The organism is Streptomyces sp. BYX5S (genome assembly GCF_054724165.1).
The window spans coordinates 6,354,564-6,380,333 of the sequence record NZ_CM138829.1 but is presented as its reverse complement, the minus strand read 5'-3'; the positions used below and the strand labels follow the sequence as shown (position 1 = coordinate 6,380,333).

General features: G+C 67.1%; 14 protein-coding genes, 1 tRNA gene and 3 rRNA genes. 15 read left to right on the top strand and 3 right to left on the bottom strand.

What is annotated here, in order from left to right:
- The first annotated feature begins 9 nt into the window (after nt 1-9).
- The 5 genes from ACYBSK_RS28705 (at nt 10) to ACYBSK_RS28685 (ending at nt 6,101) form a co-directional block, all read left to right on the top strand.
- A 16S ribosomal RNA gene (locus tag ACYBSK_RS28705) occupies nt 10-1,535 on the top strand.
- Nucleotides 1,536-1,848: 313 nt separating this feature from the next.
- Nucleotides 1,849-4,972, top strand: a 23S ribosomal RNA gene (locus ACYBSK_RS28700).
- A gap of 88 nt (nt 4,973-5,060) precedes the next feature.
- A 5S ribosomal RNA gene (rrf, locus tag ACYBSK_RS28695) occupies nt 5,061-5,177 on the top strand.
- The 16S, 23S and 5S rRNA genes sit together here, the layout of an rRNA operon.
- A 102-nt stretch (nt 5,178-5,279) precedes the next feature.
- Nucleotides 5,280-5,945, top strand: a complete 666-nt coding sequence (locus ACYBSK_RS28690; protein ID WP_460247121.1) for a DegT/DnrJ/EryC1/StrS family aminotransferase — start codon at nt 5,280-5,282, stop codon at nt 5,943-5,945.
- 83 nt (nt 5,946-6,028) lie between these two features.
- Nucleotides 6,029-6,101, top strand: a tRNA-Thr gene (locus ACYBSK_RS28685).
- Nucleotides 6,102-6,166: 65 nt separating this feature from the next.
- On the opposite strand, the gene ACYBSK_RS28680 is transcribed toward ACYBSK_RS28685, so the two are convergent.
- On the bottom strand, nt 6,167-8,788 hold the full coding sequence (locus tag ACYBSK_RS28680) for a SpoIIE family protein phosphatase (RefSeq protein WP_460243861.1): 2,622 nt from the start codon (nt 8,786-8,788) through the stop codon (nt 6,167-6,169).
- A 380-nt stretch (nt 8,789-9,168) separates the two neighbouring features.
- Here ACYBSK_RS28680 and ACYBSK_RS28675 point away from each other — a divergent pair, with 380 nt between their 5' ends.
- From ACYBSK_RS28675 to ACYBSK_RS28630, 10 genes are all read left to right on the top strand, one after another.
- A complete protein-coding gene (locus ACYBSK_RS28675) occupies nt 9,169-14,703 on the top strand; it encodes a HAMP domain-containing protein (RefSeq protein WP_457480149.1) in 5,535 nt (1,844 codons plus the stop codon).
- Nucleotides 14,704-14,977: 274 nt separating this feature from the next.
- Nucleotides 14,978-15,658, top strand: a complete 681-nt coding sequence (locus ACYBSK_RS28670) for a response regulator (RefSeq protein ID WP_457480148.1) — start codon at nt 14,978-14,980, stop codon at nt 15,656-15,658.
- Between the two features lie 149 nt (nt 15,659-15,807).
- Entirely contained in the window at nt 15,808-18,585 is a 2,778-nt protein-coding gene (locus ACYBSK_RS28665; protein WP_460243860.1) for a DNA translocase FtsK, read from the top strand.
- Between the two features lie 217 nt (nt 18,586-18,802).
- Complete coding sequence (locus ACYBSK_RS28660; protein ID WP_460243859.1) at nt 18,803-19,657, top strand: helix-turn-helix domain-containing protein; 855 nt, start codon at nt 18,803-18,805, stop codon at nt 19,655-19,657.
- Nucleotides 19,658-19,733: 76 nt separating this feature from the next.
- Entirely contained in the window at nt 19,734-21,194 is a 1,461-nt protein-coding gene (gene rimO, locus ACYBSK_RS28655; RefSeq protein ID WP_457480145.1) for a 30S ribosomal protein S12 methylthiotransferase RimO, read from the top strand.
- Nucleotides 21,191-21,871 (top strand): CDP-diacylglycerol--glycerol-3-phosphate 3-phosphatidyltransferase, encoded by a 681-nt coding sequence (pgsA, locus tag ACYBSK_RS28650; RefSeq protein ID WP_457480144.1) that lies wholly within the window; start codon nt 21,191-21,193, stop codon nt 21,869-21,871. The genes rimO and pgsA overlap by 4 nt, the downstream gene beginning before the upstream one ends.
- Nucleotides 21,868-22,437, top strand: a complete 570-nt coding sequence (locus tag ACYBSK_RS28645; RefSeq protein ID WP_460243858.1) for a CinA family protein — start codon at nt 21,868-21,870, stop codon at nt 22,435-22,437. The genes pgsA and ACYBSK_RS28645 overlap by 4 nt, the downstream gene beginning before the upstream one ends.
- Nucleotides 22,438-22,546: 109 nt before the next feature.
- Nucleotides 22,547-22,927 (top strand): helix-turn-helix domain-containing protein, encoded by a 381-nt coding sequence (locus ACYBSK_RS28640; protein WP_188336490.1) that lies wholly within the window; start codon nt 22,547-22,549, stop codon nt 22,925-22,927.
- Nucleotides 22,928-23,134: 207 nt separating this feature from the next.
- Nucleotides 23,135-23,608: a Dps family protein gene (locus tag ACYBSK_RS28635; RefSeq protein ID WP_460243857.1), complete on the top strand. Its 474-nt coding sequence runs from the start codon at nt 23,135-23,137 to the stop codon at nt 23,606-23,608.
- Between the two features lie 86 nt (nt 23,609-23,694).
- Nucleotides 23,695-24,030, top strand: coding sequence for a hypothetical protein (locus tag ACYBSK_RS28630; protein WP_460243856.1), 336 nt, complete (start codon nt 23,695-23,697; stop codon nt 24,028-24,030).
- Here the strand turns inward: ACYBSK_RS28630 and ACYBSK_RS28625 are convergent.
- Both ACYBSK_RS28625 and ACYBSK_RS28620 read right to left on the bottom strand, forming a co-directional pair.
- A complete protein-coding gene (locus ACYBSK_RS28625; RefSeq protein WP_460243855.1) occupies nt 23,978-24,754 on the bottom strand; it encodes an SDR family NAD(P)-dependent oxidoreductase in 777 nt (258 codons plus the stop codon). The two genes, ACYBSK_RS28630 and ACYBSK_RS28625, sit on opposite strands and share 53 nt — an antisense overlap.
- A gap of 57 nt (nt 24,755-24,811) precedes the next feature.
- Nucleotides 24,812-25,618 carry an Fpg/Nei family DNA glycosylase gene (locus tag ACYBSK_RS28620; RefSeq protein ID WP_457480139.1) on the bottom strand — a complete coding sequence of 269 codons (807 nt, stop codon included), beginning with the start codon at nt 25,616-25,618 and terminating at the stop codon, nt 24,812-24,814.
- Nucleotides 25,619-25,770: the final 152 nt, after the last annotated feature.

The following is a 25,770-nucleotide window of genomic DNA, read 5'->3' as shown; positions in this document are numbered from 1 at the left end:
GGGGAAACATTCACGGAGAGTTTGATCCTGGCTCAGGACGAACGCTGGCGGCGTGCTTAACACATGCAAGTCGAACGATGAAGCCCTTCGGGGTGGATTAGTGGCGAACGGGTGAGTAACACGTGGGCAATCTGCCCTTCACTCTGGGACAAGCCTTGGAAACGAGGTCTAATACCGGATAACACTCTCCTCCTCCTGGGGGTGGGTTAAAAGCTCCGGCGGTGAAGGATGAGCCCGCGGCCTATCAGCTTGTTGGTGAGGTAATGGCTCACCAAGGCGACGACGGGTAGCCGGCCTGAGAGGGCGACCGGCCACACTGGGACTGAGACACGGCCCAGACTCCTACGGGAGGCAGCAGTGGGGAATATTGCACAATGGGCGAAAGCCTGATGCAGCGACGCCGCGTGAGGGATGACGGCCTTCGGGTTGTAAACCTCTTTCAGCAGGGAAGAAGCGAAAGTGACGGTACCTGCAGAAGAAGCGCCGGCTAACTACGTGCCAGCAGCCGCGGTAATACGTAGGGCGCAAGCGTTGTCCGGAATTATTGGGCGTAAAGAGCTCGTAGGCGGCTTGTCACGTCGATTGTGAAAGCTCGGGGCTTAACCCCGAGTCTGCAGTCGATACGGGCTAGCTAGAGTGTGGTAGGGGAGATCGGAATTCCTGGTGTAGCGGTGAAATGCGCAGATATCAGGAGGAACACCGGTGGCGAAGGCGGATCTCTGGGCCATTACTGACGCTGAGGAGCGAAAGCGTGGGGAGCGAACAGGATTAGATACCCTGGTAGTCCACGCCGTAAACGGTGGGCACTAGGTGTGGGCAACATTCCACGTTGTCCGCGCCGCAGCTAACGCATTAAGTGCCCCGCCTGGGGAGTACGGCCGCAAGGCTAAAACTCAAAGGAATTGACGGGGGCCCGCACAAGCAGCGGAGCATGTGGCTTAATTCGACGCAACGCGAAGAACCTTACCAAGGCTTGACATACACCGGAAACGTCCAGAGATGGGCGCCCCCTTGTGGTCGGTGTACAGGTGGTGCATGGCTGTCGTCAGCTCGTGTCGTGAGATGTTGGGTTAAGTCCCGCAACGAGCGCAACCCTTGTTCTGTGTTGCCAGCATGCCCTTCGGGGTGATGGGGACTCACAGGAGACCGCCGGGGTCAACTCGGAGGAAGGTGGGGACGACGTCAAGTCATCATGCCCCTTATGTCTTGGGCTGCACACGTGCTACAATGGCCGATACAATGAGCTGCGATACCGCAAGGTGGAGCGAATCTCAAAAAGTCGGTCTCAGTTCGGATTGGGGTCTGCAACTCGACCCCATGAAGTTGGAGTTGCTAGTAATCGCAGATCAGCATTGCTGCGGTGAATACGTTCCCGGGCCTTGTACACACCGCCCGTCACGTCACGAAAGTCGGTAACACCCGAAGCCGGTGGCCCAACCCCTTGTGGGAGGGAGCTGTCGAAGGTGGGACCGGCGATTGGGACGAAGTCGTAACAAGGTAGCCGTACCGGAAGGTGCGGCTGGATCACCTCCTTTCTAAGGAGCACTTCTTACCGAGTCCTTCGGGACGAGGTCAGAGGCCACTACGTCGGCAAACGTTCGACGGTGGTTGCTCATGGGTGGAACGTTGATTATTCGGCACACTTGATCGTCTTCTCCTTCCAGTACTGCTCTTTTAGAGCGTGGAACGTTGAGGGAAGCGGCGAGGGTGTCGGGCACGCTGTTGGGTGTCTGAGGGCACGGGCTTGTCCCGATCCTCGATGCCGGCCCCGGTAAAAATCTGCTTCGGTGGGTTGTGACGGGTGGTTGGTCGTTGTTTGAGAACTGCACAGTGGACGCGAGCATCTGTGGCCAAGTTTTTAAGGGCGCACGGTGGATGCCTTGGCACCAGGAACCGATGAAGGACGTGGGAGGCCACGATAGTCCCCGGGGAGTCGTCAACCAGGCTTTGATCCGGGGGTTTCCGAATGGGGAAACCCGGCAGTCGTCATGGGCTGTCACCCGCTGCTGAATATATAGGCAGTGTGGAGGGAACGCGGGGAAGTGAAACATCTCAGTACCCGCAGGAAGAGAAAACAACCGTGATTCCGGGAGTAGTGGCGAGCGAAACTGGATGAGGCCAAACCGTATACGTGTGAGACCCGGCAGGGGTTGCGTGTGCGGGGTTGTGGGATCTCTCTTCCATCGTCTGCCGGCGATGGGACGAGTAAGAAACCGTTGATGTAGGCGAAGGACATGCGAAAGGTCCGGCGTAGAGGGTAAGACCCCCGTAGCTGAAACGTTAGCGGCTCGTTTGAGAGACACCCAAGTAGCACGGGGCCCGAGAAATCCTGTGTGAATCTGGCGGGACCACCCGTTAAGCCTAAATATTCCCTGGTGACCGATAGCGGATAGTACCGTGAGGGAATGGTGAAAAGTACCGCGGGAGCGGAGTGAAATAGTACCTGAAACCGTGTGCCTACAAGCCGTGGGAGCGTCGCGCAAGGAACTTGTTCCTTGCGTCGTGACTGCGTGCCTTTTGAAGAATGAGCCTGCGAGTTTGCGGTGTGTTGCGAGGTTAACCCGTGTGGGGAAGCCGTAGCGAAAGCGAGTCCGAATAGGGCGGTATAGTAGCGCGCTCAAGACCCGAAGCGGAGTGATCTAGCCATGGGCAGGTTGAAGCGGAGGTAAGACTTCGTGGAGGACCGAACCCACCAGGGTTGAAAACCTGGGGGATGACCTGTGGTTAGGGGTGAAAGGCCAATCAAACTCCGTGATAGCTGGTTCTCCCCGAAATGCATTTAGGTGCAGCGTCGTGTGTTTCTTGCCGGAGGTAGAGCACTGGATAGGCGATGGGCCCTACCGGGTTACTGACCTTAGCCAAACTCCGAATGCCGGTAAGTGAGAGCGCGGCAGTGAGACTGTGGGGGATAAGCTCCATGGTCGAGAGGGAAACAGCCCAGAGCATCGACTAAGGCCCCTAAGCGTACGCTAAGTGGGAAAGGATGTGGAGTCGCAGAGACAACCAGGAGGTTGGCTTAGAAGCAGCCACCCTTGAAAGAGTGCGTAATAGCTCACTGGTCAAGTGATTCCGCGCCGACAATGTAGCGGGGCTCAAGCGTACCGCCGAAGTCGTGTCATTGCAGCAAGAGGGCCAACGCCTGCTGTGATGGGTAGGGGAGCGTCGTGTGCCGGGTGAAGCAGCACCGGAAGGTAGTTGTGGACGGTTCACGAGTGAGAATGCAGGCATGAGTAGCGATTCACACGTGAGAAACGTGTGCGCCGATTGACTAAGGGTTCCTGGGTCAAGCTGATCTGCCCAGGGTAAGTCGGGACCTAAGGCGAGGCCGACAGGCGTAGTCGATGGATAACCGGTTGATATTCCGGTACCCGCTGTGACGCGAAAGACATCGAATCCAGTGATGCTAAGGCCGTGAAACCGCCGTCCTCGTCTTTGACGTGGTTCGGAGTGGTGGAGCCGCCGGCCCAAGCTGGTAGTAGGTGAGCGATGGGGTGACGCAGGAAGGTAGTCCAGCCCGGGCGGTGGTTGTCCCGGGGTAAGGGTGTAGCCCGTCTTCCAGGTAAATCCGGGAGACATGAGGGTGAGACCTGATGCCGAGCCGATTGTGGTGAAGTGGATGATCCTATGCTGTCGAGAAAAGCCTCTAGCGAGTTTCATGGCGGCCCGTACCCTAAACCGACTCAGGTGGTCAGGTAGAGAATACCGAGGCGTTCGGGTGAACTATGGTTAAGGAACTCGGCAAAATGCCCCCGTAACTTCGGGAGAAGGGGGGCCACGTCTGGTGATGAGTCTTGCACTCTGAGCTGGGGGTGGCCGCAGAGACCAGCGAGAAGCGACTGTTTACTAAAAACACAGGTCCGTGCGAAGCCGTAAGGCGATGTATACGGACTGACGCCTGCCCGGTGCTGGAACGTTAAGGGGACCGGTTAGTCACATTTCGGTGTGGCGAAGCTGAGAACTTAAGCGCCAGTAAACGGCGGTGGTAACTATAACCATCCTAAGGTAGCGAAATTCCTTGTCGGGTAAGTTCCGACCTGCACGAATGGCGTAACGACTTCTCGACTGTCTCAACCATAGGCCCGGTGAAATTGCACTACGAGTAAAGATGCTCGTTTCGCGCAGAAGGACGGAAAGACCCCGGGACCTTTACTACAGTTTGATATTGGTGTTCGGTTCGGCTTGTGTAGGATAGGTGGGAGACTGTGAAGCGGCCACGCCAGTGGTTGTGGAGTCGTCGTTGAAATACCACTCTGGTCGTGCTGGATGTCTAACCTGGGTCCGTGATCCGGATCAGGGACAGTGTCTGATGGGTAGTTTAACTGGGGCGGTTGCCTCCCAAAGGGTAACGGAGGCGCCCAAAGGTTCCCTCAGCCTGGTTGGTAATCAGGTGTTGAGTGTAAGTGCACAAGGGAGCTTGACTGTGAGACCGACGGGTCGAGCAGGGACGAAAGTCGGGACTAGTGATCCGGCGGTGGCTTGTGGAAGCGCCGTCGCTCAACGGATAAAAGGTACCCCGGGGATAACAGGCTGATCTTCCCCAAGAGTCCATATCGACGGGATGGTTTGGCACCTCGATGTCGGCTCGTCGCATCCTGGGGCTGGAGTCGGTCCCAAGGGTTGGGCTGTTCGCCCATTAAAGCGGTACGCGAGCTGGGTTTAGAACGTCGTGAGACAGTTCGGTCCCTATCCTCTGTGCGCGCAGGAATATTGAGAAGGGCTGTCCCTAGTACGAGAGGACCGGGACGGACGAACCTCTGGTGTGCCAGTTGTTCTGCCAAGGGCATGGCTGGTTGGCTACGTTCGGGAGGGATAACCGCTGAAAGCATCTAAGCGGGAAGCCTGCTTCGAGATGAGTATTCCCACCCACTTGATGGGGTAAGGCTCCCAGTAGACGACTGGGTTGATAGGCCAGATCTGGAAGCCCGGTAACGGGTGGAGGTGACTGGTACTAATAGGCCGAGGGCTTGTCCTCAGTTGCTCGCGTCCACTGTGTTGGTTCTGAAACCACGAACAACCGTCGTAGTCATGGGCCACGACTCCGGTTGTCAGTTTCATAGTGTTTCGGTGGTCATAGCGTGAGGGAAACGCCCGGTTACATTCCGAACCCGGAAGCTAAGCCTCACAGCGCCGATGGTACTGCAGGGGGGACCCTGTGGGAGAGTAGGACGCCGCCGAACTATTTTTAGAGAGAAGCCCCGTGCCATTCGGCACGGGGCTTTTCTACGTTCAGCCCTCGTTCACGTTGCATGGACACGATCCCAGGCATGGGCACAGTTGAAATGCTGCGAGCCGCAGGCGTCGGTACCGGGGACGAAGTCATCGTGCCGGCCTTTGGGAACCCCGAGGTCGCCGAGGGCGTCGTGCAGGCAGGGGCCGTACCGGTCTTCGCCGACATTCACCCTGAGACGTACTGCATCGATCCCTCCCACGTCGCCGCCGCCGTGAGCGCGCGGACCGCCGCGGTCGTCGCCGTGCACCGCTTCGGGCATCGTGCGGACGTCGCTCGGCTGCGGGAGCTGGAGCGGAGTCACGGGCTGCTCGTGCTGGAGGAGCCGGGCGAGTCCGAGAAGTCGTACGACGAAGTGGCTCGGCGTCGGGTGCACGCGGCCTACTTGAGCGCGCGGCTCACCGGCGTACGGACACCCGTCGGGCAGGAAGGGCACACGTATCAGCAGTACGTGGTGCGGGTGCCGGGGAATGGGCGGCCGGACCGGGATGCGTTCGCGCAGGTGTTGCGGCGGAAGGGCGTCGACTGCCGGGTGCCGGTGAAGACGCCCGTGCACCGGATGCCGGGATTTCGGTGCGACATCACGCTTCCGGAGACCGAGCGGGCCGCCGACGAGACCCTCGCGCTGCCGGTCGAAGCGGCAATGACGCGGCGGCAGTTGCAGCGGGTGACCCAGGCCTGCAATGCGCTCGGGGGATTGCTGCAGCCGGCGTTCTAGCCAGGGCGAATGGTGGTTCGGAGGGGCCTCGACATCAGGTATGCTTTTACTCGTTGCCGAGCGGGAAACCGCGAAAGCGACAGGCCCCTATAGCTCAGTCGGTAGAGCGTCTCCATGGTAAGGAGAAGGTCAGCGGTTCGATTCCGCTTGGGGGCTCTTTCATTTAAGGCCTTCGCCCTTCGGGCGGGGGCCTTTTTCGTTGCCCCCGCCCCCGGGCGATGTCAGTCGTGGTGGACGCCCGGAACGCGCATCGTCAGGATCGCCATGTCGTCCGACGGGGCGTCGGCGGCGAAGCGCTCCACCGCGCGCATGATGCGGGCGGCCACCGCGCCGGCCGTGAGGCCCGTGCACGTGGAGAGCACATCGGCGAGGCCGTCGTCGCCGAGCATGCGGCTGCCCTCGCGGCGCTCCGTGATGCCGTCCGTGACGCAGAGCAGCACGTCGCCCGGGTCGAGCGTCACAGTCTGCTCGTACAGCTCCAGGTCGTCCATGACGCCGAGCAGCGGCTGCGGTTCCGCGTACGGCTCGACCGTGCCGTCCTGGCGGAGGCGGAGGGGGAGCGGGTGGCCGGCGCAGACCATCTTGAGGACCGCCGAGCCGTCCTCCTGCGGCCACAACTCCCCGTAGAGCAGGGTCAGGAAGCGGCTGCGGGCGCCCTCGTCGAGGATCGCCGCGTTCAGGCGCTCCAGGACCGCCGGGCCGCCGAAGCCCTCGCGGGCCAGGAGGCGCAGGGCGTGGCGGGCCAGGCCCGTCACCGCCGCCGCTTCGGGGCCCGTGCCGCAGACGTCGCCGATCGCGAAGCCGTACGCGCCGTCGCGGATGGGGAACAGGTCGTAGAAGTCGCCGCCGACCTCGTTGCCCTCGCCGGCCGCGCGGTAGATGACCTCGACCTCGACGCCCGGGACGTCCGGGAGCTCCGGAGGGAGGAGGCTGCGCTGGAGGGACTGGCTGATCGCCATGCGCTCCGAGTACAGGCGCGCGTTGTCGAGGGCCAGGGCCGCCCTGCGGCTCAAGTCCTCGGCGAGCTCAAGGATTTCCTGGCGGAAGTGCTCGTCGGTCGGCTTGCCGAGGGTCAGCATGCCGATGACGCGGTTGCGGGCGACCAGGGGGAGGACCACTGTTTCGCCGCCGACCGCGGAGGCCGTCTGGAGGGTCGTGCCGATGCCGGAGCTGACGCTCGCGGGTTCGCCGAGACCCAGGCTTCTCATGGACGTACGGAGTGCGGCCTGGTGCGCTGCTTCCGCCGGGGCCGCCCAGACACGGGCGCCGGGTGTGGGGACCGGGTCCGGAGGGGCGATCTTCGACAGGAGTGCCTTGAGGCCGTCGATGCGCTCCTCGTCCTCGTGCAGCACATAGGAGAGGTACGGCTCCGAGGCCTGGTCGGCGATCGTGTAGACCGCGCACCACGTGGCGAGGGTCGGGACCGTCATCTGGGCCATGAGCGCCAGGGTCTGGTCTCTGTCGAGCGTGCCCGCCAGGAGGTCGGAGGCCTCGACGAGGAAGCTGAGCGAGCCGCGGCGGAGCTTTTCGAGTTCGCCGAGGCGCGCCGATTCGACGGCCAGCGCGATGCGGTCGGCGGCGAACTGCAGGCGCAGCGCCTCTTCGTTGGAGTACCGGTCAGGGGCCTCCGCCGCGACTCCCAGGGAGCCCGTGAGGCGGCCCTCGACCTTGAGGGGGACCGTGACGACCGAGCGCATGCCCGTGCCGTTCAAGAGCGGTACGGCGCCGGGGACTTGGGTCAGGTCCTCGTGCACGGCGGGCATTCGGGCCGAGCCGTAGCGGCCGGGGCCGACTTCCACGGGTACGCGCGCGAAGCGCTGTCGTGCGGAGGGCAGGCCGGTCGAGGCGCGGACCTCCAGCTCCGTCTCGTCGTCCGTGGCGAGGAGCAGGAACGCGGAGTCGCCGTCGAGCATGTCGCGGGCGCGCTCGACGGTGCGCTGAAGCAGTCCGTCCAGGTCGTCCGGGGCCGGCGAGCCGATGAAGACCTCGAACGGGTCGGAGCCCTGGCTGTCGGAGTGCGTCGTCGCGTCGGGCGCCGGGACGCGCAGCGGGGTCTGGAGGACGGCCCGCTCGTGGTCGCGTACGAGGAGGCACACCGTCGACGGTTCGCCGTCGGTGTCGCGGACGCGCAGGTGGGAGGCGTACACGGGCGTCACGCGGCCGGCGGCGCTGCGGATGCCGTAGCTGCCCTCCCAGCGTGAGAGTTGCAGCGCGTCGACGATTCCGGTGCTCGTGCCGGGCGTGTGCGGCCAGGCCGCGAAGTCCGTGAGGGGCTTGCCGGTGACCTGCTCGGCGGCGTAGCCGAAGAGCTCCTCCGCGTCCTCGTTCCACCCGGTGATCGCGCCGACCCGGTCGATCTGGACGACGGCCACGCGGACCCGCTCGTCCGCGAGGGGGAGGAGGTCCGTGGGGAGCGTGGGGCCCGCGGCGCGGGTGCCCACGGAGCGCTCGGGGAGGTCGAGTTGGAACCAGACCGTCTTGTGCGTGGCCGAATAGTCGACCCCCCAGCGGCCCGCGAGCGCCGCGCAGAGCTGGAGACCGCGGCCGCCCTCGCGGTCCGGGCTCCCCATGTTCATGGCGGAGGACTGCAACGGGATCTCACGTTCCGGATAGCGGTCGGAGACCTCGATGCGGACGTGGTCCTCACTCCGCAGGCACAGAACCTCCGCGGATGTGCCCGCGTGAACCACGGCATTTGTCACGAGTTCGCTGGTGAGGACGACGGCGTCGTCGATGATGTCCGCATGGCCCCACCCCTGGAGGGTGTCGCGCACGAAGGAGCGGGCCGTCGCGACGGACCGCCCGACGGGTTCGAAAGTGGCAGCCGCGCGCGCGGTGATCACAGAACTCCCTGTACGAGTTGTACTCGTTGTACGAGTGTCGAGGCCCAGGTCTCCCGTACCCATGTCTCGGCCGCCCCTCCGATGCCCGCTCGTTTTCCGCCACCGCCCAGGCCGGGCAGACCGGGGTGGGTGGACAGCCGCATGCAAGGTTACTTACCTTCGCCGTCCATGCGGATGCCGGTCGTCTGTGTTTCCGCCCGGAGGGTGTGCGGACGGTGTGCGAAGCTGCCGAACTGTTATGGCCTGGTTCAGCCATGGTGAAACACTGGGCAAGCTTCCATAGAAGAACGCATTGAACTGTCGATGCGGCGGTAGAAGCGAATCCGAGAAAAACCCGAGCTACCCGAGCAGTACAGGTCGATCCCTGCGGGAGGGACACAGTGGAGTCTGGCGCAGCGACGCGAAGCAAGAAGGCGCGCGCAGAAGGCGGACAGTCCCTGACAAAACAGCGCAAGGGGCGCAGTGGCGGCGGCACGACGACCGTGGATACCGCGGCTCTGAACCGGCTGCTCGCAGGTCTGGTCGCGATGAGAGACGGCAATTTCCGCAAGCGGCTGACCGTCAACGGCGACGGTGTCATGTCGGAGATCGCGGCCGTCTTCAACGAGGTCGCCGACCGGAATCTGCATCTGACCGGCGAGCTGTCGCGGGTGCGGCGCATGGTCGGCCGCGAGGGCAAGCTCACCGAGCGGCTCGAGACGGGCGCCTGCGAGGGCTCCTGGGCCAATGCGATCAATGCGTCCAACGCGCTCGTGGACGACCTCGTACGGCCCGTCTCCGAGGTCGGGAGGGTGCTCTCGGCGGTCGCGGACGGCGATCTGTCGCCCCGCATGGAGCTGCGGGCGCAGGTGCCGGAAGGGAAGCCGGAGGCGCACGGGCATCCGCTGCGCGGTGAGTTCCTGAAGGTCGGCCGGACGGTCAACAACCTGGTCGACCAGCTGTCGACGTTCACCGACGAGGTCACGCGGGTGGCCAGCGAGGTGGGCACCGAGGGCAAGCTCGGCGGGCAGGCGCGCGTACGTGGAATGTCCGGTTCGTGGAAGGATCTCACGGATTCGGTCAACACCATGGCCTACCGGCTGACGGCGCAGGTGCGTGACATTGCTCTCGTTACGACCGCCGTGGCCAAGGGTGACTTGTCCCGGAAGGTCACGGTTCACGTCGCGGGCGAGATGCTCGAGCTGAAGAACACCGTGAACACGATGGTCGACCAGCTGTCGTCGTTCTCCTCGGAGGTCACCCGGGTGGCCCGGGAAGTGGGCACGGAGGGTGAGCTCGGCGGGCAGGCGCAGGTGCCCGGTGTGGCCGGTGTGTGGAAGGACCTCACCGATTCGGTGAACCTCATGGCCGGCAACCTGACCGCCCAGGTGCGCGGGATCGCGCAGGTCACGACGGCGGTGGCGAACGGCGACCTCTCGCAGAAGGTCACGGTGTCGGCGCGCGGCGAGGTCGCGCAGCTGGCCGAGACCATCAATCAGATGACGGAGACGCTGCGCACCTTCGCGGACGAAGTGACGCGCGTCGCCAACGAGGTCGGTGCCGAGGGGCAGCTCGGCGGCCAGGCGAATGTGCCGGGGGCCGCCGGGACGTGGAAGGACCTCACCGATTCGGTGAACACGGTTTTCCGGAACCTCACAACTCAGGTGCGGGACATCGCGACCGTGACCACGGCGGTGGCGAACGGTGATCTGTCGCAGAAGGTCACCGTCGATGTCGCGGGCGAGATGCTCGAGCTGAAGAACACCGTGAACACGATGGTGGACCAGCTGTCCGCCTTCGGTTCCGAAGTGACGCGCGTTGCTCGTGAGATCGGTGTCGAGGGTGAGCTCGGTGGTCAGGCGCTCGTTCCCGGCGCCGCCGGCACGTGGAAGGATCTGACCGACTCCGTCAACACCGCGTTCCGCAACCTCACCGGGCAGGTGCGCAACATCGCCCAGGTGACGACGGCGGTGGCGAACGGTGATCTGTCGCAGAAGGTCACCGTCGACGTCTCCGGCGAGATGCTCCAGCTGAAGAACACCGTGAACACGATGGTGGACCAGCTGTCGAGCTTCGCCGACCAGGTGACGCGGATGGCCCGGGACGTGGGCACGGAGGGCCGCCTCGGCGGGCAGGCGCGCGTGGACGGCGTGAGCGGCACGTGGAAGGAACTGACCGACTCCGTCAACTTCATGGCCGGCAACCTGACGTCGCAGGTGCGGCAGATCGCTCAGGTCACGACCGCGGTGGCGCGTGGTGACCTGTCGCAGAAGATCGACGTGGACGCGCGCGGCGAGATCCTGGAGCTGAAGAACACCATCAACACGATGGTCGACCAGCTCTCCGCCTTCGCCGACCAGGTGACCCGCGTCGCGCGCGAGGTGGGCACGGAGGGCCGGCTGGGCGGTCAGGCGCAGGTGCCCGGCGTGGCCGGTGTGTGGCGCGACCTGACGGACTCCGTGAACGGCATGGCCGGCAACCTCACGGCTCAGGTGCGCAACATCGCGCAGGTGGCGACCGCGGTGGCGCGGGGTGACCTGTCGCAGAAGATCGACGTGGACGCGCGCGGCGAGATCCTGGAGCTGAAGAACACCCTCAACACGATGGTGGACCAGCTGTCGGCCTTCGCCGAGCAGGTGACGCGGGTCGCCCGCGAGGTGGGTACGGACGGCATCCTCGGCGGACAGGCCGAGGTGCAGGGCGTGTCGGGTACGTGGAAGGACCTGACGCAGTCCGTGAACGGCATGGCCAACAACCTGACGCTCCAGGTGCGCAACATCGCCGAGGTCACGACGGCCGTGGCGCGCGGTGACCTGTCCAAGAAGATCACCGTCGACGCCAAGGGCGAGATCCTCGAACTCGTCACGACGGTGAACACGATGGTGGACCAGCTGTCGTCGTTCGCCGAGCAGGTGACCCGGGTGGCCCGCGAGGTGGGCACCGAGGGGCAACTGGGCGGTCAGGCAAGGGTTCCGGGTGTCACGGGCATCTGGAAGGACCTGAGCGACAACGTGAACCTCATGGCCAACAACCTGACCATGCAGGTGCGCAACATCTCCCAGGTCGCCAACGCGGTGGCCAACGGCGACCTGACCCGGCAGGTCACCATCGAGGCGCGCGGCGAGGTCGCGCAGCTCGCCGACACGTTCAACACGATGGTGCGGACCCTGAGTTCGTTCGCCGACCAGGTCACCAAGGTGGCCCGCGAGGTGGGCACCGACGGCATCCTGGGCGGCCAGGCCCGCGTACCCGGCGTCTCCGGTACGTGGAAGGACCTGACCGAGTCCGTGAACGGGATGGCCTCGAACCTGACCGGTCAGGTGCGCAACATCGCGATGGTCACGACCGCCATCGCCAAGGGCGATCTGACCAAGAAGATCGACATCGACGCGCGCGGTGAGATCCTCGAGTTGAAGACCACGATCAACACGATGGTGGACCAGCTGTCGTCGTTCGCCGAGCAGGTGACCCGCGTGGCCCGTGAGGTGGGCACCGAGGGCCAGCTGGGCGGCCAGGCGCGGGTGCGCGACGTGGACGGCACCTGGCGCGATCTGACCGAGTCCGTGAACGAGATGGCAGGGAACCTGACCCGTCAGGTGCGCGCCATCGCGGCCGTCGCGACCGCGGTGACGCGTGGCGACCTGAACCTCAAGATCGACGTCGACGCCGCGGGCGAGATCCAGGTCCTCCAGGACAACATCAACAAGATGATCTCCAACCTGCGCGACACCACGATCGCCAACGAGGAGCAGGACTGGCTCAAGGGCAACCTGGCGCGCATCTCGGGTCTGATGCAGGGCCGCCGCGACCTCGACGACGTGGCCGGGCTCATCATGAGCGAGCTGACCCCGGTGGTCTCCGCGCAGCACGGCGCGTTCTTCCTGGCACTGCCCCTGGACGACAGCGCGGACGCGGCGATCGCGGACCAGGACGCGTACGAGCTGCGCATGTGCGGGAGCTACGGGTACTCCATGGGTGCCATGCCGACGGCCTTCCGGCCCGGCGAGACGCTCATCGGGACGGCCGCGCAGGAGAAGCGCACGATCCTCGTGGACAACGCGCCCAGCGGCTATCTGAAGATCGCCTCCGGGCTCGGTGAGGCGCCTCCGGCGCAGGTCATCGTGATCCCCGTGCTCTTCGAGGACACGGTGCTCGGCGTGATCGAGCTGGCGTCGTTCACGCCGTTCACTCAGATCCAGAAGGACTTCCTGAACCAGATCGCCGAGATGATCGCGACGAGCGTCAACACCATCTCGGTCAACACCAAGACCGAGGTGCTGCTGAAGCAGTCGCAGGAGCTCACCGAGCAACTGCGTGAGCGCTCGGCCGAGTTGGAGAACCGGCAGAAGGCCCTCCAGGCGTCCAACGCCGAACTGGAGGAGAAGGCCGAACTGCTGGCCCAGCAGAACCGTGACATCGAGGTGAAGAACACCGAGATCGAAGAGGCGCGGCAGGTCCTGGAGGAGCGCGCCGAGCAGCTCGCCGTGTCGATGCGCTACAAGAGCGAGTTCCTCGCCAACATGTCGCACGAGCTGCGCACGCCGCTCAACTCGCTGCTCATCCTCGCCAAGTTGCTGGCCGACAACGCCGACGCGAACCTCACGCCGAAGCAGGTCGAGTTCGCCGAGACGATCCACGGCGCGGGTTCCGACCTGCTCCAGCTGATCAACGACATCCTGGACCTGTCGAAGGTCGAGGCGGGCAAGATGGACGTCTCGCCGACGCGCATCGCCCTGGTGCAGCTCGTCGACTACGTGGAGGCCACGTTCCGGCCGCTGACCGCGGAGAAGCAACTGGACTTCTCCGTAAGGGTGTCGCCGGAACTGCCCACCACGTTGCACACCGACGAACAGCGCCTCCTTCAAGTGCTGCGCAACCTGCTCTCCAACGCGGTGAAGTTCACCGACTCCGGAGCCGTGGAACTCGTCATCAGGCCCGCCGGCAACGACGTACCGAACGCGATCCGTGAACAGCTCCTGGAAGCGGGCTCGTTGCGGGAGGTCGACGGCGATGTGATCGCCTTCTCGGTGACCGACACCGGTATCGGCATCGCGGCCAGCAAGATGCGCGTCATCTTCGAGGCGTTCAAGCAGGCCGACGGCACGACGAGCCGCAAGTACGGCGGTACCGGCCTCGGCCTGTCCATCAGCCGTGAGATCGCCCGCCTCCTGGGCGGCGAGATCTTCGCGCAGAGCGAGCCCGGACGCGGCTCGACGTTCACTCTGTACCTGCCGATGCACCCGAGCGAGCTGCCGCCCCAGGGCTACGCGCAGCTCGCGCCGACCATCGAACCGGGGGAGCGGCTGGCCCTCGACGCGGCGCCCGAGCCGGCCGAGGTGGAGACCCCGGCCGAGGTGCGGTCCTACCAGGACACCCAGAACGGCCCCGCGGCCCTCTTCCGGCGCCGCCGCAGGTCCGCCACGCCGCAGCCCGAGCGGACGGCGCTGACGGGCCAGCCGATGCCCGCGCAGGAGCGTGCGGACGAGCAGTGGGACGGCACCGCGGGGGCCACGGGCGCGGCCGAGCAGAGCGCGCCCGCGCCGCGGCGCGGGCTGCTGTTCGGTGGCGAGAAGGTGCTCATCGTCGACGACGACATCCGCAACGTGTTCGCGCTCACCAGCGTCCTGGAACAGCAGGGCCTGTCGGTGCTGTACGCGGAGAACGGGCGGGAGGGCATCGAGGTCCTGGAGCAGCACGACGATGTGACAGTCGTGCTCATGGACATCATGATGCCGGAGATGGACGGCTACGCGACGACGACGGCGATCCGCAGGATGCCGCAGTTCGCCGGGCTGCCGATCATCGCGCTCACCGCCAAGGCGATGAAGGGCGACCGGGAGAAGGCGATCGAGTCGGGCGCGTCCGACTACGTTACGAAGCCGGTCGACCCGGATCATCTGCTCTCTGTGATGGAGCGGTGGATGCATGGCGAGTGACCGGAAACCGAAATCTTCAGGATGAGTTGCTGACTGAGTGTGGTCGTGGCCGTGTAGAAGCGCGGGATACGGGGAACCTTCTGGTCTCCCACCGCGTTTCTGCTACGTGCACGGTGACATCGCGGTGACAGGGTGTGGCGACAGGCGGGGTGCGGCTACCATGACCGGCACAAGGACGGACGGCGCAAGGGAGTCGTTCCCTGGGGCGGCGAAAGGAGCCTCCCCGAGTCCTGCGGACAGGGGCGGCCCCATGCCGGGGCGAGGAGGGCGGGCCATGGTGCAGAAGGCCAAGATCCTCCTGGTCGATGACCGGCCGGAGAATCTGCTGGCGCTGGAGGCCATCCTCTCCGCGCTCGATCAGACACTGGTACGGGCATCGTCCGGGGAGGAAGCGCTGAAGGCGCTGCTCACGGACGATTTCGCGGTCATTCTGCTGGACGTTCAGATGCCGGGAATGGACGGTTTCGAAACCGCGGCGCACATCAAGCGTCGTGAGCGGACACGGGACATCCCGATCATCTTCCTCACGGCGATCAACCACGGACCGCACCACACGTTCCGTGGCTACGCGGCCGGGGCGGTCGACTACATCTCGAAGCCGTTCGACCCGTGGGTGCTGCGCGCCAAGGTCTCGGTGTTCGTCGAGCTGTACATGAAGAACTGCCAGCTCCGGGAGCAGGCGGCGCTGCTGCGGCTCCAACTGGAGGGCGGCGGCAAGGCCATCGGGGACTCCAAGGAGCCCGCGGGGCTGCTCGCCGAGCTCTCGGCGCGGCTCGCCGCGGTCGAGGAGCAGGCAGAGGCACTGTCGAAGCAGCTGGACGACGAGTCGGCGGACGCGGCCGCGGTGGCCACCGCGGCGCACCTGGAGCGCAAACTCACCGGGCTGCGCCGGGCGCTCGACGCCCTGGAGCCCGGCGCGGGAAGCGGCGCTCCCACGCTGCCCTCGCAGAACTGAGGCAGGACCGAGGCGGTCGCCCTCCAGAATCGAGGGCGCCGATCGGGCTTTGAGGACACGTCAGTTTTCACCCCGTCAGTTCGCGACACGAACGGGTGAAGCAGTGGGCACACGTGTCCAAGGTCGTCTCCCCCGGTAACCTCACACCTATGGCCTCACGTCCCGCAGCCAAGAAGACGCCCGCGAAGAAGACGGCGGCGCCGACCAAGGCTCCGGCGAAGAAGGCCGCTGCCAAAAAGGCCCCCGTGAAGGGCGCGGCCAAGAAGCCGGTGCCGAGGAAGGCGCCCGCCAAGAAGGCCGTGGCGAAGAAGCCCGCTCCCAAGCCGGCACCCAGTCCCACGGGCGGCCTGTACCGGCTCGTACGGGCCCTGTGGCTCGGCGTCGCGCACAGCGTGGGAGCGATGTTCCGAGGCATAGGGCGTGGGGCGAAGGGGCTCGACCCGGCCCACCGCAAGGACGGCCTCGCGCTGCTGCTCCTCGGCGTCGCCCTGATCTGCGCGGCCGGTACCTGGTCCAATTTGCAGGGCCCGGTCGGTGACCTCGTCGACATGCTGGTGACCGGTGCCTTCGGCCGCCTCGACCTGCTGGTGCCGATCCTGCTCGGCATCATCGCCGTACGCCTGATCCGGCACCCCGAGAAGCCCGAGGCCAACGGGCGGATCGTGATCGGCCTCTCCGCGCTCGCCATCGGCGTGCTCGGCCAGGTCCACATCGCGTGCGGCTCACCCGCGCGCGGGGACGGCATGCGCGCCATAAGGGACGCGGGCGGGCTCATCGGCTGGGCCGCCGCGACGCCGCTGAGCTTCACGATGACCCAGGTGCTCGCGGTCCCGCTGCTCGTCCTGCTCACCGTCTTCGGGCTGCTCGTGGTGACCGCGACGCCGGTCAACGCGATCCCGCAGCGGATGCGCCAGCTCGGCGTGCGGCTCGGCGTCGTGCAGGACGACGCCGCCTACGTCGACGCGGCCGCGGACGACTACGACTACGACGACGAGTGGCGCGAGGCCGCGCCCGTGCGCTCCCGCAAGCGCCCCGCGGCCCCGGACTCGTACGACCCGGACCAGGCCGAGGAAGAGGCCTTCGCCAAGCGCCGCAAGCCGCGGCGGTCGGTGCAGCCCGCGATGGACCGGCCGATGGACGCGGTCGACGTGGCCGCCGCCGCTGCCGCCGCGCTCGACGGTGCGGTGCTGCACGGCATGCCGCCGTCGCCGCTCGTCGCCGACCTCACGCAGGGCGTCTCCGGCGAGGGGGCGGGCGAGAGGAGTGGTGAGCCGTCCGCAGAGGACCGCTCGGCGGCCGTGCCGACGGCCAGGGCCAAGAAGGCCCCGCAGGCCGCCCAGAAGGAGCCTGAGCCCACGCCCACCTCGCTCGCCGTGCCGGACCTCACCAAGGCCGCGCCCGACGCGCGCGGGGACCTGCCGCCGCGCGCCGAGCAGCTCCAGCTCGCCGGCGACATCACGTACGCGCTGCCCTCGCTCGACCTGCTGACGCGTGGCGGGCCCGGCAAGTCGCGCAGCGCCGCGAACGACGCGGTCGTCGAGTCGTTGCAGAACGTCTTCACCGAGTTCAAGGTCGACGCGGCCGTCACCGGCTTCACGCGCGGCCCCACGGTCACGCGCTACGAGATCGAGCTCGGCCCCGCCGTGAAGGTCGAGAAGATCACGGCGCTGGCCAAGAACATCGCGTACGCCGTCGCGTCCCCCGACGTCCGGATCATCTCGCCGATCCCCGGGAAGTCCGCGGTCGGCATCGAGATCCCGAACACCGACCGCGAGATGGTCAACGTCGGCGACGTGCTGCGCCTCGCGGACGCCGCCGAGGACGAGCACCCGATGCTGGTCGCGCTCGGCAAGGACGTCGAGGGCGGCTACGTCATGGCCAACATGGCCAAGATGCCGCACATCCTGGTCGCCGGTGCCACCGGTTCCGGTAAGTCCTCGTGCATCAACTGCCTCATCACCTCGATCATGATGCGGGCGACCCCCGAGGACGTCCGGATGGTCCTCGTCGACCCCAAGCGCGTGGAGCTGACCGCGTACGAGGGAATTCCGCACCTGATCACGCCGATCATCACCAACCCCAAGAAGGCAGCCGAGGCGCTCCAGTGGGTCGTGCGGGAGATGGACCTGCGCTACGACGACCTCGCGGCGTTCGGCTACCGGCACATCGACGACTTCAACCAGGCCGTCAAGGACGGCAAGCTCACCACGCCCGAGGGCAGTGAGCGGGAGCTGAAGGCGTACCCGTACCTGCTGGTGATCGTCGACGAGCTGGCCGACCTCATGATGGTCGCGCCGAGGGACGTCGAGGACTCCATCGTCCGGATCACGCAGCTCGCGCGCGCGGCCGGAATCCACCTGGTGCTCGCCACGCAGCGCCCGTCCGTCGACGTCGTCACCGGCCTGATCAAGGCGAACGTGCCCTCGCGGCTCGCGTTCGCCACCTCCTCGCTCGCCGACAGCCGGGTCATCCTCGACCAGCCGGGTGCCGAGAAGCTCATCGGCAAGGGAGACGGCCTGTTCCTGCCCATGGGGGCGAACAAGCCGACCCGTATGCAGGGCGCCTTCGTCATAGAGGACGAGATCCACGCCATCGTGCAGCACTGCAAGGACCAGATGGCGCCCGTCTTCCGGGACGACGTCACGACGGGCACCAAGCAGAAGAAGGAGATCGACGAGGACATCGGCGACGACCTGGAGCTGCTGTGCGCGGCCGCCGAGCTGGTCGTCTCCACACAGTTCGGCTCGACCTCGATGCTCCAGCGCAAGCTGCGCGTGGGCTTCGCCAAGGCCGGACGCCTCATGGACTTGATGGAGTCGCGGAACATCGTCGGACCCAGTGAAGGTTCGAAGGCTCGTGACGTTCTTGTGAAAGCCGATGAGCTGGAGGGAGTGCTCGCGGTGATCCGCGGGGAGGCTCAACCCTAAAGAGGTCCCTCGAACGACGTCACTCGTAAGGGCACCGGAGCAACCGTTTCCCCATCGCCTACGTCAAGTTGAGGGAAGGGACAACCGAGTACGTCGCCAGCGGGACGGCAGGCCATTCCGATGGCGTACAAAGTCCGACCGCCCGGTTGCCTCACCCATTCACACCCCCCCTACACTGAACCTCCAGCAGGTGGCTACACGCTCGAAAGGCGCCCCCGTGTCCATCGGCAACTCCCCTGAAGACGACCGCCCTTCGGAAGACCGCATCCCGCACGCGGACGACGACCGGCCGTCGATCGGTCGTGTCCTCCAGCAGGCACGTATCGACGCGGGTCTGACCGTCGACGAGATCAGCCAGTCGACCCGGGTGCGCATTCCGATCGTGCACGCGATCGAACAGGACGACTTCTCGCGCTGCGGCGGCGACGTCTACGCCCGCGGCCACATCCGTACGCTCGCGCGTGCCGTCAATCTTGATCCCGAACCCCTGCTCGAACAGTTCGGCGAGGAGCACGGCGGGCGCCCCGCGCCGACGCCGGCCACGCCGCTGTTCGAGACCGAGCGGATCCGCTCCGAGCCCCGCAGGCCCAACTGGACGGCCGCCATGGTCGCGGCGATCGTCGCGGTGATCGCCTTCGTCGGCTACACCGCCTTCAGCGGCGGCGACAGCGACGGCAGCCAGCAGCAGGCCGCCGAGGGATCCACCCCGGCGACCGGCAAGCCCAAGAGCCCGAAGCCGAGCCCCAGCACCAAGAAGCCCACCGACCCGAAGCCCGAGCCGAGCGACAGCGCGATCGCCGCTGCCCCCGCGGACAAGGTGACCGTGAAGGTCAGCGCGTCGGACGGCCGCAGCTGGATCTCCGCCAAGGACCACAACGGGCGGATCATGTTCGACGGGCTGCTGCAGGACGGCCAGACGAAGACCTTCCAGGACAACCAGAAGATCGACCTCGTGCTCGGTGACGCGGGCGCCATCAAGCTGTTCGTGAACGGCAAGCAGATCGAGGACGAGTTCCAGCCCGGCCAGGTCGAACGGCTGTCGTACACGAAGGGTGACCCCGAGGTCGGCTGAGGCCCACCGAGGCCGACGATCTTGCGGTAACCCCTCGCGGCTGGGGCTGTCAGTGGGACGAAGTAGTCTTGTTGCCATGCCCGAACGCCGTACCGTCGCACTTGTCACCCTTGGCTGCGCCCGTAACGAGGTGGACTCGGAGGAGCTCGCAGGCCGCTTGGAGGCGGACGGCTGGGAGCTCGTCGAGGACGCCGACGCCGCCGATGTCGCCGTCGTGAACACCTGTGGCTTCGTGGAGGCCGCGAAGAAGGACTCCGTCGACGCCCTCCTGGAAGCCAATGACCTCAAGGGCCATGGCAGAACCCAGGCGGTCGTCGCCGTCGGCTGCATGGCCGAGCGGTACGGCAAGGAGCTCGCCGAGGCGCTGCCCGAGGCCGACGGCGTGCTCGGCTTCGACGACTACGAGGACATCTCCGGCCGCCTCCAGACGATCCTGTCCGGGGGCAGCGTGGAGGCCCACGCCCCGCGCGACCGCCGCAAGCTGCTGCCGATCAGCCCGGCCGAGCGCCAGGAGGCCGGCGCCGGCATCGCGCTGCCCGGCCACGCCCCCACGGACCTTCCCGAGGGCGTCGCGCCCGCGTCCGGGCCGCGCGCGCCGCTGCGACGCCGCCTCGACGGCAACCCCGTGGCGTCCGTGAAGCTGGCCTCCGGGTGCGACCGGCGCTGCTCGTTCTGCGCCATCCCGTCCTTCCGCGGCTCGTTCATCTCGCGCCGCCCCAGCGACGTGCTCAACGAGACGCGCTGGCTCGCCGAGCAGGGCGTCTCGGAGATCATGCTGGTCTCCGAGAACAACACGTCGTACGGCAAGGACCTGGGCGACATCCGGCTTCTCGAGTCGCTGCTGCCCGAGCTGGCCGGCGTCGACGGGATCGAGCGGGTGCGCGTCAGCTACCTCCAGCCCGCCGAGATGCGCCCGGGGCTGATCGACGTACTGACGGGGACCGAGAAGGTCGCCCCGTACTTCGACCTGTCCTTCCAGCACTCGGCGCCCGGCGTGCTGCGCGCGATGCGGCGCTTCGGTGACACCGACCGGTTCCTGGAGCTGCTCGACACCATTCGGTCCAAGGCGCCGCAGGCGGGTGTCCGGTCCAACTTCATTGTCGGCTTCCCCGGCGAGAGCGAGGCCGACTACGCGGAGCTCGAGCGGTTCCTGAACGGCGCGCGCCTGGACGCCATCGGTGTCTTCGGCTACTCCGACGAGGAGGGCACGGAGGCGGCGACGTACGAGAACAAGCTGGACGAGGACGTCGTCGCGCAGCGCCTCGCGCGCCTGTCGCGGCTCGCCGAACAGCTGGTGTCGCAGCGTGCCGAGGAGCGCCTCGGTGAGACCGTGAAGGTGCTCGTCGAGTCCGTCGACGAGGAGGACGGCGTCGTCGGGCGCGGTGCCCACCAGGCGCCCGAGACCGACGGGCAGGTGCGTCTCACGAGCGGCGCGGGTCTCGTGGTCGGTCGTATGGTCGAGGCGAAGGTGGTCGGCACCGAAGGTGTCGACCTTGTGGCCGAACCGCTGGAGATCGCTGAGGAGGCGGCCAGATGACCGGAGTCCCGGCGTCCGCTGCGGGCGGGACCGGCAGGCCGTCGCCCGGAGGCAAGCTGGGTACTGCGGCCGTCAATCAGGCGAGCCTGTGGAACATCGCGAACATCCTGACCATGATCCGGCTCCTTCTGGTGCCGGGCTTCGTGGTGCTCATGCTGGCCGACGGCGGGTACGACCCGGCGTGGCGGGCCTGGGCGTGGGCCGCGTTCGCCGTTGCCATGATCACGGATGTTTTCGACGGTCATCTGGCACGTTCGTACAACCTGGTCACCGATTTCGGAAAGATCGCCGATCCCATCGCCGACAAAGCGATCATGGGCGCCGCCCTGATCTGTCTGTCCTCGCTCGGTGATCTTCCCTGGTGGGTGACCGGAGTGATTCTCGGGCGCGAGCTCGGGATCACCCTGCTGAGATTCATCGTCATTCGCTACGGCGTCATTCCGGCCAGCCGCGGCGGCAAGCTCAAGACGCTCACGCAGGGCACGGCCGTCGGCATGTACATCCTGGCGCTGACCGGCCCGCTCGCGACGCTGCGCTGGTGGGTGATGGCGGTGGCCGTCGCGCTCACCGTGATCACCGGGCTGGACTACGTGCGGCAGGCCGTCGTGCTGCGCCGCGCGGGGATCGCCGAGTCGAAGGCGGCGGCGCGGGTGTCCGCGGAGGCTGCCGAGAAGTGACGGACGAGGCTGTCGAGGCGCTGCGCCTGTTGACCGAGCGGGGGCAGACCCTCGCCGTCGCCGAGTCGCTCACGGGCGGCCTGGTGGCCGCGGAGCTCGTGGCGGTGCCGGGGGCCTCGAAGGCGTTCCGCGGCTCCGTCACGGCGTACGCGACCGAGCTCAAGCACCAGCTGCTCGGTGTCGACGCGGAGCTGCTCGCCGCGCACGGCCCCGTCCACCCCGAGGTCGCGCTGGGCATGGCGGCCGGGGTGCGCCACGCGCTGGGCGCGGACTGGGGCATCGCCACGACCGGTGTCGCGGGCCCCGAGCCGCAGGACGGACAGCCGGTCGGGACGGTCTACGTGGCCGCTGTCGGGCCGGGAGCTGATCGTTCCGAGGGCGCGGCCGATTTCGCTGCTAGCCACAAAGTGGTCGCGCTGCGGTTGAACGGCGTTCGGACGGAAATCCGTAGGGAGAGTGCACGGAGCGTGCTCGCCCTGCTCGTCGAAGAGCTGGTCGGAGCGCATGTCGGCGAACGTACTGGGAAAGCGCGGGCACAGGATACGGAACAGAACGGGGGGTTTTGATGTTTGCAGCCCTGAGTGAACACGACATCGCTCCCCGCACGGCCGCGGCACAAGGCGGTACGGTGGGGCGAGAAGGATGCGGCTACGCGGTCCGAGGAGGGAGCCACCGATGATTCTGCTCCGTCGCCTGCTGGGTGACGTGCTGCGTCGGCAGCGCCAGCGCCAGGGCCGTACTCTGCGCGAAGTCTCCTCGTCCGCCCGAGTCTCGCTCGGCTATCTCTCCGAGGTGGAGCGGGGGCAGAAGGAGGCTTCCTCCGAGCTGCTCTCCGCTATTTGCGACGCGCTTGACGTACGGATGTCCGAGCTGATGCGCGAGGTGAGCGACGAGCTCGCTCTCGCCGAGCTGGCCGAGTCGGCAGCAGCGGTCCCGTCGGAGCCGGTGCCCGCACCGGTTCGTCCGATGCTCAATTCCGTCTCCGTGGCCGGTGTCCCACCGGAACGTGTGACGATCAAGGCGCCTGCGGAGGCCGTGGACGTTGTAGCGGCGTAACGCCTGCGCTCAGTGCGCTGAGCCCAGCTTGAACCCGGGAGAGCCCCGGCCGAGTCATCGGCCGGGGCTCTCTGTTGTGTGGGCGGGTGTGTCGGGGCCTGTGGGCGGGTGGGTGAGGGCTGCGTGGGCAGAGGACTCGACGTCCGATATGCCCGGAATAGTGCGCGTGTGCCATTGTTGGGGGTGGTTTCGATATGGAGGTGGCGTATGTACGTCGTGAAGAGCCCGTTGTCCGATGCCGACCTGAAGACCGTGGGCGAGGCGCTGCAGGGTGCTCTCGTGGACCTGGTGGATCTGTCGCTCGTGGCGAAGCAGGTCCACTGGAACGTGGTCGGTCCGCGGTTCCGGTCGGTGCACCTTCAGCTCGACGAGGTCGTGGACACCGCGCGGCAGCACTCCGACACGGTGGCCGAGCGGGCCTCGACGCTGGGTGTCCCGCCCGACGGCCGCGCGAAGACCGTCGCGGACACCAGCGGCGTGGGCGTGGTCCCCGACGGCTGGGTGAAGGACGTGGACGCGGTGGGGACGCTCGTGGACGCGCTGGGCGCCGTCATCGCGCGGATGCGTGAGCGGGTGGAGGCGACCGGTGAGGCGGACCCCGTGAGCCAGGACATCTTCATCGGCATCACGGCCGACCTGGAGAAGCACCACTGGATGTTCCAGGCGGAGAACCGGGGCTGAGGCCCCACGGGGGTGCTGGTCGGTTCCGGCGGGCGCGGCGCGGGGCGGCCGGCCCCGGGGAGTCGGCGGGTGGAGGTGAGCGGTCGGTGGCGTGGACTGGGTGGCAGGTCCTGCGGTGGGTGCCGGCCGTCGTGTGCGGGGCGCTGTGGTGGTGGGGCGCCCTGCGGCTCGCCTTCGCTCCGGACGCCGGGGCGCTCGAAGGTGCGGTCGTCGCCGGGGGCTGGGGGCTGAGCCTGCTGCCGGTGCACGCGCTGCCGAAGTCGCGCGCCGCCGGGGTGGCCGGGATGTCCGGTCGCCACGGCGCTCGGCGCGTGCGGACGCGGGCGGTGCGCGCGGGGCGTGAAGTCGCGGGCGGGGTGTGGCGGGAGGTCACCAGGGCATGGCGACGCCCCCGTTCGGGCGGAGGATCTGGCCCGTCGTGAACGATGCGGCGTCCGAGGCCAGGTGCAGCACCGCGTGGGCGATGTCCGCCGCCTCGCCGACCCGGCCCAGCGGTGACATGCGCACCATCAGGGCCTCGGTGTGGGCCTGCGCGCTCTTGTCGTGGCGGGTCGTCATCGGCGTACGGATCCAGCCCGGTGCCACCGCGTTGACCCGGATGCCGTGGGGGCCGACCTCCGTGGCGAGGGTTTTGGTGAGCTGGACGACGGCGGCCTTCGCGGCGCCGTAGCAGAGCAGCCCCGGGCCTCCGGTGTCGACGGCGCCGGAGGCCATCGTGACGATGCTGCCGCGGGTACCGGCCGCGATCATGGTGCGGGCCGCCTCCTGGCAGGCGTAGAGCACACCCTTGAAATTGATGGCGATGACGCGGTCCAGGTCCTCGTCGCGGGTCTCCAGGACCGGGCTGTTGTGCATGACCCCGGCGATCGCGGCCATGATGTCGAGGCCGCCCGAGGTGGTGGTCGCGGTGGCGACGGCCTCCGTGACCTGCGTGCGGTCGGACACGTCCAGGGTGTGCGTGTGGGCCGTGCCGCCGCTCTCCTTGATGAGGGCCGCCGTCTCGTGCAGGCCCTGTGCGTCGCGGTCGGCGCAGTGGACGGTGGCGCCCGCCTCCGCGAGGAGCGCCGCCGACGCGCGGCCGATGCCGCTCGCCGCGCCGGTGACGAATGCGGTGCGTCCGGTGAGGTCGTACGCGGTGAGGGGCATGGGTGGACGGTACGAGGTTTTCTGACGGGGCGTCAATTGTTGTGCAGAGGGCGACTTCTACGGCGTGGGGGCCGGGCCTTGTTGGCAGTTCGGGCACCAGTAGGTGGGGCGTTCGCGGGAGCCGTCGCCCTGGTTGGCCGTGCGGATGGGGGTGCCGCAGCGCAGGCAGGGGCGGTGGGTGCGGCCGTAGACGTAGAGGCGCTCGTCGGCGCGGGGGCGGCCGGTGGTGACGCGGGACGGGCGGTCGCGGTTGGCCTCCAGGAGCTTCTTCGCGAGGAGCGGGAGGCGGTCGGCCGACTCGGCGGGCAGCTCGCCGGCCGGGAGCCAGGGGGTGGCGCGCAGGAGAAAGCAGAGCTCGGACTTGTAGATGTTGCCGATGCCCGCGAGGTTGCGCTGGTCGAGGAGGGCCTCGCCGAGGGGGCGGGTGGGGTCCTTGAGGATGTTCCGCAGGGCGGTGTCCGGGTCCCAGTCCGGGCCTAGGAGGTCGGGGCCCAGGTGGCCGACGGCTTGTGACTCCTCGCTGGTGCGCAGGAGTTCCAGGACGGGGAGGCGGTAGCCGACGGCGGTGCGGGTCTCGTTCGCGAGGATCGCGCGGATCTGGTGGGTCGGGCCGCCGCGCCAGCGCTCGCCGGGGGCGTAGATCTTCCAGGAGCCGTCCATGCGCAGGTGGGAGTGGAGGGTGAGGCCGCCCTCGATGCGGGTCAGCAGGTGCTTGCCGCGGGGGGTGACGTTCAGGACGGTGCGGCCGGTGAGGTCGGCGGTGGCGAAGCGGGGGACGCGGAGGTCGGAGCGGGTGAGGATTTGGTCGGCGAGGGCGGTGTGCAGTCGGCTTGCCGCCTGCGCGACGGTGTCTCCTTCGGGCATGAGGTCAAGGGTAGGTGGGGGTGGGGTGGCGTTGGGTCGGTTGACGTTGCGGGGCTCTGCCCCGGGCCCCGCTGCTCAAGCGCCGCAGGGGCTTGAAAGTGGAACTTCGCCCCGGACCCCGCTGCTCAAGCGCCGCAGGGGCTTGAACGGGT

Coding starts and splice junctions, on each gene's coding strand:
- ACYBSK_RS28690 (WP_460247121.1), top strand. CDS start 5,280: ATGCTGCGAGCCGCAGGCGTCGGTACCGGGGACGAAGTCATCGTGCCG.
- ACYBSK_RS28670 (WP_457480148.1), top strand. CDS start 14,978: ATGGTGCAGAAGGCCAAGATCCTCCTGGTCGATGACCGGCCGGAGAAT.
- ACYBSK_RS28665 (WP_460243860.1), top strand. CDS start 15,808: ATGGCCTCACGTCCCGCAGCCAAGAAGACGCCCGCGAAGAAGACGGCG.
- rimO (WP_457480145.1), top strand. CDS start 19,734: ATGCCCGAACGCCGTACCGTCGCACTTGTCACCCTTGGCTGCGCCCGT.
- pgsA (WP_457480144.1), top strand. CDS start 21,191: ATGACCGGAGTCCCGGCGTCCGCTGCGGGCGGGACCGGCAGGCCGTCG.
- ACYBSK_RS28640 (WP_188336490.1), top strand. CDS start 22,547: ATGATTCTGCTCCGTCGCCTGCTGGGTGACGTGCTGCGTCGGCAGCGC.
- ACYBSK_RS28635 (WP_460243857.1), top strand. CDS start 23,135: ATGTACGTCGTGAAGAGCCCGTTGTCCGATGCCGACCTGAAGACCGTG.
- ACYBSK_RS28625 (WP_460243855.1), bottom strand. CDS start 24,754: ATGCCCCTCACCGCGTACGACCTCACCGGACGCACCGCATTCGTCACC.
- ACYBSK_RS28620 (WP_457480139.1), bottom strand. CDS start 25,618: ATGCCCGAAGGAGACACCGTCGCGCAGGCGGCAAGCCGACTGCACACC.